This is a genomic window from Streptomyces sp. NPDC034084 (assembly GCF_055575535.1).
This window is the reverse complement of sequence record NZ_JBVISK010000001.1, coordinates 1-7583: the sequence shown is the minus strand read 5'-3', so window position 1 is coordinate 7583 and position 7583 is coordinate 1. Positions and strand designations below refer to the sequence as shown.

9 protein-coding genes are annotated in these 7583 nt (G+C 69.5%); 5 read left to right on the top strand and 4 right to left on the bottom strand.

Annotation, left to right across the window (positions count from 1 at the left end; genetic code table 11):
- Positions 1–75: 75 nt before the first annotated feature.
- On the bottom strand, positions 76–867 hold the full coding sequence (locus ACZ51I_RS00045; protein WP_468870437.1) for a hypothetical protein: 792 nt from the start codon (positions 865–867) through the stop codon (positions 76–78).
- A gap of 135 nt (positions 868–1002) precedes the next feature.
- Here ACZ51I_RS00045 and ACZ51I_RS00040 point away from each other — a divergent pair, with 135 nt between their 5' ends.
- The 4 genes from ACZ51I_RS00040 to ACZ51I_RS00025 all read left to right on the top strand — a co-directional run bounded on the left by ACZ51I_RS00040 (position 1003) and on the right by ACZ51I_RS00025 (position 4203).
- On the top strand, positions 1003–1800 hold the full coding sequence (locus tag ACZ51I_RS00040) for an ABC transporter ATP-binding protein (protein WP_468870436.1): 798 nt from the start codon (positions 1003–1005) through the stop codon (positions 1798–1800).
- A gap of 76 nt (positions 1801–1876) precedes the next feature.
- The gene (locus ACZ51I_RS00035) at positions 1877–2305 is read left to right on the top strand and encodes an NfeD family protein (RefSeq protein ID WP_468870435.1); all 429 of its coding nucleotides are present in this window, start codon (positions 1877–1879) and stop codon (positions 2303–2305) included.
- A gap of 93 nt (positions 2306–2398) precedes the next feature.
- Positions 2399–3337: an SPFH domain-containing protein gene (locus ACZ51I_RS00030; protein ID WP_468870434.1), complete on the top strand. Its 939-nt coding sequence runs from the start codon at positions 2399–2401 to the stop codon at positions 3335–3337.
- Positions 3338–3429: 92 nt separating this feature from the next.
- Positions 3430–4203, top strand: coding sequence for a sulfite exporter TauE/SafE family protein (locus ACZ51I_RS00025; protein WP_468870433.1), 774 nt, complete (start codon positions 3430–3432; stop codon positions 4201–4203).
- A 67-nt stretch (positions 4204–4270) separates the two neighbouring features.
- On the opposite strand, the gene ACZ51I_RS00020 is transcribed toward ACZ51I_RS00025, so the two are convergent.
- The 3 genes from ACZ51I_RS00020 to ACZ51I_RS00010 all read right to left on the bottom strand — a co-directional run bounded on the left by ACZ51I_RS00020 (position 4271) and on the right by ACZ51I_RS00010 (position 6309).
- A complete protein-coding gene (locus ACZ51I_RS00020; protein WP_468870432.1) occupies positions 4271–4777 on the bottom strand; it encodes an HNH endonuclease in 507 nt (168 codons plus the stop codon).
- Between the two features lie 168 nt (positions 4778–4945).
- Positions 4946–5482, bottom strand: coding sequence for a YbhB/YbcL family Raf kinase inhibitor-like protein (locus ACZ51I_RS00015; protein ID WP_468870430.1), 537 nt, complete (start codon positions 5480–5482; stop codon positions 4946–4948).
- Between the two features lie 44 nt (positions 5483–5526).
- Entirely contained in the window at positions 5527–6309 is a 783-nt protein-coding gene (locus tag ACZ51I_RS00010; protein WP_468870429.1) for a sporulation protein, read from the bottom strand.
- Between the two features lie 88 nt (positions 6310–6397).
- Between ACZ51I_RS00010 and ACZ51I_RS00005 the strand changes: the two genes are divergently transcribed.
- On the top strand, positions 6398–7060 hold the full coding sequence (locus ACZ51I_RS00005) for a DNA-3-methyladenine glycosylase (RefSeq protein WP_468870428.1): 663 nt from the start codon (positions 6398–6400) through the stop codon (positions 7058–7060).
- The last annotated feature ends 523 nt before the right edge of the window (positions 7061–7583 follow it).

Below are 7583 nucleotides of genomic sequence, written 5' to 3'. Positions count from 1 at the left end.
CGTTCGGCGCCGGGGCGCCTCACGGGCTTCGGGGCGCTGCGCCGGACTCCGTCCGTCGGTCGTGAGGGCGAGGCCTCACAACCCCCGCTCCCGCTCCCTCTCTTCCACGTACGCGTTGTACGCGGCGACCTGTGCCCGCCGTGCCACCCGCTCCACCGGCCGCAGCGCCGCCCCCCGCGCCGCCATCTCCGACGCGCTGACCGCGCCCCCGTGCCCGTGGTCGTACGCCAGGTTCACCAGCAGCCCGATCCGCTGCGCCAGCTCCAGGACCCGCACCGCGCGCGGCGGATAGCCCGGGGCCAGCACCTCGCGCCCCACCTCCGCCCGCGCCCGGTACGCCTCGCGCGCCGCGTCCGCCGCCGGACCCGAGGCCGCCACGTCGAGCCGGGTCAGCACCGCCGTCGCGTCCCGCAGCGCCTCCGCCAGCTCCCGCTCCGCCTCACCGAGGGACGGCACGTCCGCCGGCGGGGCCTCCCGCACCGCCAGACAGTGCCAGACCACCTCCACGTGCACGTCACCCGCCGGACCCGCCTCCGAGACCTCCGGCACGAGACCGTACGGAGCGCCGAAGCCCACCACCGCCTCCTCCGCCTCCAGCGCCCGCGCGTTGAAGTCCGGCGGTCCGCTCAGCCCCAGCGGATGCCCCGGCGCCGGCAGCGAGACCCGCCACCCGGTCACCCCGAGCCGCCGCAGCCGGCCCAGAGCGAGCGTCAGCCCCACCGGCCCCGCCTCACCCGGCAGCCCCTCCACGCGGTGCACCGCGTCCTCCCCGACAATCGCCATCGCCGCCTCGTCGGGCGACACCGCCCCGGCCAGGAGGGCATTGCCCCAGGCGGCCAGGCGTCCTGAGCGTGGTTCCGAAAGCATCCCCCCAGACTAAGGACTGAAAGGAAGCCCTACGGACGGGTCCGCTCCGTCGATAACGTAGGTTTTCCCCTGGACGCCGCGCCCATCGGCGCAAGGCGACGACAAGACTCGACCGCAAGGGGAGACAACGCGCTCATGAGCGATGTACTGGAGCTGGTGGACGTATCCGTGGTCCGCGACGGACGGGCTCTGGTGGACGAGGTCTCCTGGTCGGTCAAGGAGGGCGAGCGCTGGGTGATCCTCGGACCCAACGGCGCCGGCAAGACCACCCTCCTGAACATCGCCTCCAGCTACCTCTTCCCCACCAACGGCACCGCCCGCATCCTGGACGAGCAGCTCGGCGGCGTCGGCACCGACGTCTTCGACCTCCGCCCCCGCATCGGCATGGCCGGCATCGCCATGGCGGAGAAGCTCCCCAAGCGCCAGACCGTCCTGCAGACCGTCCTCACCGCCGCGTACGGCATGACCGCCACCTGGCACGAGGACTACGACCCGGTCGACGAGCAGCGCGCCAAGGCCTTCCTGGACCGGCTCGGGATGAACGACTACCTGGACCGCAGGTTCGGCACCCTCTCCGAGGGCGAGCGCAAGCGCACCCTGATCGCCCGCGCGATGATGACCGACCCCGAGCTCCTCCTCCTCGACGAGCCCGCCGCCGGCCTCGACCTCGGCGGCCGCGAGGACCTGGTCCGCCGTCTCGGCCGCCTCGCCCGCGACCCGTACGCCCCCTCCATGATCATGGTCACGCACCATGTCGAGGAGATCGCGCCCGGCTTCACCCACGTCCTGATGATCCGCCAGGGCAAGGTCCTCGCCGCCGGCCCCGTGGAGACCGAGCTCACCTCCCGCAACCTCTCGCACTGCTTCGGCCTGCCGCTCGTCGTCGAGCGCGTCGGCGACCGGTGGACCGCCCACGGCCTGCCCCTGAAGTGACCGGAGAGGGCACCGGCGTCCCGCACAGCCGCCCGCGCCCTGTCCCGGAAGGACCCCACCGCCCTACCATGACCACGTGGACATCGACGCGTGGGTCTGGTGGCTGATCGGCGCGGTGGGGCTCGGCATTCCGCTGGTCCTGACCGCCATGCCGGAGTTCGGCATGTTCTCCGTCGGAGCGGTCGCCGGGGCGGTGACCGCGGCCCTCGGCTTCGGCATCGTTCCCCAAGTACTCGTCTTCGTGGTCGTCTCCGTGGCACTCGTCGCGGTGGTACGCCCGATCGCCGCCCGCCACCGCGGCGGCGGCCCCGGACTCTCCACCGGAGTCGACGCCCTGAAAGGCCGTCAGGCCGTGGTCCTGGAGCGGGTCGACGGCAGCGGAGGCCGCATCAAACTCGCCGGCGAGGTCTGGTCGGCCCGCACGCTCGACTCCGGTCAGAGCTTCGAACCGGGCGAACAGGTCGACGTCGTGGACATCGACGGGGCGACCGCCGTGGTCATGTGACCGAACCTCGCCCATGACGCTCCGACATCTGGGAAACTCGATCATCGAAAGCGATCCGGCAGACAACCGGCAGCGAAGGGCACGGGGAACACGATGTCAGCAGTCATCATCGTCCTGATCATTCTGGTGGTGCTCGTCTTCATCGCCCTGATCAAGACGATCCAGGTCATCCCGCAGGCGAGCGCGGCGATCGTGGAGCGCTTCGGCCGCTACACCCGCACGCTCAACGCCGGACTGAACATCGTCGTCCCGTTCATCGACTCGATCCGCAACCGGATCGACCTCCGCGAGCAGGTCGTCCCGTTCCCGCCGCAGCCGGTGATCACCCAGGACAACCTGGTCGTCAACATCGACACGGTCATCTACTACCAGGTGACCGACGCCCGCGCCGCGACCTACGAGGTCGCCAGCTACATCCAGGCGATCGAGCAGCTCACCGTCACCACTCTCCGCAACATCATCGGCGGCATGGACCTGGAGCGGACCCTGACCTCCCGCGAGGAGATCAACGCGGCCCTGCGCGGCGTCCTCGACGAGGCCACCGGCAAGTGGGGCATCCGCGTCAACCGCGTGGAACTCAAGGCCATCGAGCCGCCGACCTCCATCCAGGACTCGATGGAGAAGCAGATGCGCGCCGAGCGAGACAAGCGCGCTCAGATCCTCACCGCCGAGGGCACCCGCCAGTCCGCCATCCTCACCGCCGAGGGCGAGAAGCAGTCAGCGATCCTCCGCGCCGAGGGTGAGGCCAAGGCCGCCGCCCTCAGGGCCGAGGGCGAGGCACAGGCCGTCCGCACGGTCTTCGAGGCCATCCACGCGGGCGACCCCGACCAGAAGCTCCTTTCGTACCAGTACCTCCAGATGCTCCCGAAGATCGCCGAGGGCGACGCCAACAAGCTCTGGATCGTGCCCAGCGAGATCGGCGACGCCCTCAAGGGCCTCTCCGGCGCCTTCGGCAACGTGGGCGGCGGCACCCCCGGCTTCAACGTGAAGGGCGGATCGACCGAGCGGCGAGACGACCCCCAGGTTGACTGACACGTACACGTAATCCTCGTGCATGATCGGTGCGAGCCCCTCGACCCCGACGACCTCGGGGCGGGGAGGCGAGCCACTGACCATGTAAGGAGATGGCGTTGTCCATCTGGGAAGCCCTGGCAGTCTTCGCCGCCGGCATCGGCGCCGGCACCATCAACACCATCGTCGGATCGGGAACGCTCATCACGTTCCCCGTCCTCCTCGCGACCGGACTCCCCCCGATCACCGCGAACGTCTCCAACGCCCTCGGCCTCGTGCCCGGTTCCATCAGCGGAGCCATCGGCTACCGCCGCGAACTCAAGGGCCAGAAAGCCCGCGTCCTCCGCCTCGGGGCCGTCGCCCTCCTCGGCGGCCTGATCGGCGCGATCCTGCTCCTGGCCCTGCCCTCCCAGGCCTTCGACGCGATCGTCCCCGTCCTCATCGGCCTCGCGCTCGTCCTCGTCCTGCTCCAGCCCCGCATCGCCGCCGCCGTGAAGCGCCGCCGCGAACAGACCGGTACCGAGGCCCACCCCGACGGCGGCCCCGCCCTCCTCGTCGGCCTCCTCCTCGCCAGCATGTACGGCGGATACTTCGGCGCCGCCCAGGGAGTCCTCTACCTCTCCCTCATGGGCCTGCTGCTCCATGACGACCTCCAGCGCGTCAACGCCGTCAAGAACGTCCTCGGCGCCCTGGTCAACGGAGTCGCCGCCGTCTTCTTCCTCTTCGTCGCAGAGTTCGACTGGACGGCCGTCCTGCTCATCGCCGTCGGCTCCGCCCTCGGTGGGCAGCTCGGCGCCAAGGTCGGCCGCAGACTTCCCCCCACGGTCCTGCGCGGAGTCATCATCGCGGTCGGCGTCGTCGCCATCCTCCAACTCACCCTCGGCTGACCCCGAAACGGATGGGCCCGCCCCCCAACGGGAGACGGGCCCATCCGCACACCTACGGATCACACCCCTACGCGGCCGAGTCGACCAGCCACTCCGGCAGTTCCGACCGCCGGCTCGCTCGCATCGCGAGCAGCATCGCGTCCGCCGGGGTCGGCTCGAACGGCTGGTGCAGCAGCGGCATCCCCGCCTGCTCCGGCGTCCGGTCGGCCTTGCGGTGGTTGTCCTCGGCGCAGGAAGCGACCGTGTTCAGCCAGCTGTCCCCACCGCCCTGGGCCCGCGGCACCACGTGGTCGACCGTCGTCGCCCGCCGCCCGCAGTACGCGCACCGGTGCTGGTCCCGGACCAGCACCCCCCTCCTCGACCACGGAGCCTGTCTTCGGAACGGCACCCGTACGTACCGGCAGAGCCTGATCACCCGCGGCACCGGGAGATCGACGGCGACACCCCGCACCCTCAGCTCGGGATGGGCCTGCTCGACGACGGCCTTGTCCTGAAGGACAAGCACCACCGCACGGTTGAGTGTGACCGTCGACAGCGGCTCGAAGCTCGCGTTGAGTACCAGCGTGTCCCGCATGTTGCCCACCTCCCGTGTGCCGGCCCCAGCCCCGGAAGGGGTCTTCGGGCTTGGATCAACGATGGCCGGGCCGGCCGGGGCGGACAACGCAATTTTCCGCGCAACAAAAGATGCCCGCTTCTGATCTCTCCAAGACCAGAAGCGGGCAAACAACGAACGAACGAACGATCAGCCCGCCGCAGGCGCCTCGTACTCACCGATCAGCTGGGCACGGCCGAGCGTGTGGAACCGCAGATTGAAACCGACGGCCGCCGGCGGCGTGTCGGCGTCAGGACCGAGCTTCTCCTGGTCCACCGCGTACACCGTGAAGACGTACCGGTGCCGCTCTCCCGCCGGGGGAGCGGCGCCCCCGAACTCCTTCGCACCGTAGTCGTTCCGCGCGTGCACGGCACCGGCCGGCAGCCCCTCGAACGATCCGGAACCGGCACCGGCCGGCAGCTCCGTCACCGACGCCGGGATGTCGAACACCACCCAGTGCCAGAACCCGCTGCCCGTCGGAGCGTCCGGGTCGAAGCAGGTGACCGCGAAGCTCTTGGTCTCCGCCGGGAACCCCTCCCAGCTCAGCTGCGGCGAGGTGTTCCCCGCCGCGTACACCTGAGCGTCCTTCAGGACCCCTCCCGGCGCGACGTCGTCGCTCACCACGGTGAACTCCGCCACCGGCGGATGGAAGTCATGGGGGAGCGGCGCCCTCTTGCCCTCGGACACGTCGAGTACCTCCGAATCGTCCGTCAACGCTGACGATCCCGAGCCTAGAGCCAGTTGCGACGGCCACCGACCTCGGCGAGCCACTGGTTCAGATAAGCCGCCCAGTCGGTGGTGTGGAAGTCGTGCAGCCCCACCTTGAACGCGCGGAAGGAGTCGCTGCCCTCGGTGAAGAGCCCCGGCTTCTTGTCCATCTCCAGGACGACGTCCATCTCACGGTCGTCCGCGACGAAGCTGACCTCGACCTGGTTCAGACCCCGGTACTGCTGCGGCGCGAAGAACTCGATCTCCTGGTAGAAGGGCAGCTTCTGCCGCGTCCCCCGGATGTGCCCGCGCTCCATGTCCGCGCTCTTGAAACGGAAGCCCAGCTGGAGGAAGGCGTCCAGGATCGCCTGCTGCGCCGGCAGCGGGTGCACGTTGATCGGGTCCAGGTCACCGGAGTCCACGGCCCGGGCGATCTCCAGCTCGGTCGTCACCCCGATGTTCATCCCCCGCAGCTGCTGCCCGGCGACCGAGGTGACCGGCGTCTCCCACGGGATCTCCAGACCGAACGGCACCACGTGCACCGCGCCGGCCTTCACCTCGAAGGCACCGCCCAGACGCACCTTCACGAACTCGATGTCCTGCTTGTGCTCCTGGTCACCGCCCTCGACCTCGACACGCGCCTGCAGCCCGACGGACAGCCCCTCGATCTGCTGATCGACGCTGCCGCCCTGGATCCGCACCTCGCCCTGGACGACCCCACCGGGGACGACGTTCTCCTCGGTGAGCACCGTCTCCACCGTGGCCCCGCCGGCACCCAGGCTCGCGAGCAGCTTCTTGAATCCCATGACTTCCACTCCTTCTCGGGTCCTGACCCCTACTTACGCGCGACGACGGTAGCCGGTTCCCCACCGGTCCCCAGTACGCTCGGACGGCATGATCGAGAGCCCCGACCGTACGCCGCTCCCGCGGACCTTCTTCGACCGCCCCGTTCTGGAGGTGGCCCCCGACCTCCTGGGTCGCACCCTCGTCCGCAACACCGCGGAAGGCCGGATGGAACTGCGCCTCACGGAGGTGGAGGCGTACGCCGGCGCGATCGACCCCGGCTCACACGCCTTCCGGGGCCGTACAGCGCGCAACGCCGTCATGTTCGGACCACCGGGCCACGCGTACGTCTACTTCACCTACGGCATGTGGCACTGCCTCAACCTGGTGTGCGGCCCCGAGGGCCACGCCGGCGGAGTCCTGCTGCGCGCGGGCGAGGTCCTGGAGGGAGCCGAGCAGGCCCGCCCCCGCCGCCGCTCGGCCCGCTCCGACCACGAGCTGGCCAAGGGCCCGGCCCGGCTGGCCACCGCCCTCGACATCGCCCTGTCCCTCAACGGCACGGACACCTGCGCGGGCCAGGACGGACCTCTCGCCCTCCTCACCGGCACACCCCCCGATCCGGCCGGCATCAGCAGTGGCCCCCGTACGGGCGTGGGCGGCGACGGCGCCCCGCACCCCTGGCGCTTCTGGATCACGGAGGACCCGACCGTCAGCCCGTACCGTCCCCACACCCCTCGCAAGCGAAGGGTTGACTCGGCGAGGACGACCGACTAACGTGGCCCGAGCCGTTGGAACCGGGCCTGCTTGTTCGAGCACCCTGGAGCGGCCACCCACTACTCAAGATGATCACCCCGAATGGGGTTCGTTTCGGCATTCCGAAATTCGTTTCGAATGACTCGATTATGAGCCCCGAGGGAAATCAGCTAAAGTAGTGACCACGCCGGAAGGGCCCGGAGCGAAAGCAAAAGGGACCGGAAAGCACCGAGGAAATCGGATCGGAAAGATCTGATAGAGTCGGAAACGAAGGAAGCGCCCGGAGGGCCTGGAAACAGGAACGAAGGAAGCGTCCGCACCTTGAGAACTCAACAGCGTGCCAAAAATCAACGCCAGATTAGTTGATACCCCGTCCATCTTCGGATGGTCGAGGTTCCTTTGAAGAAAAACACAGCGAGGACGCTGTGGACACTCGGCCCTATTCCGGCCGATGTGTCCCGCTCAACGCGAGTGTCACCCGATTACGGGTAAACATTCACGGAGAGTTTGATCCTGGCTCAGGACGAACGCTGGCGGCGTGCTT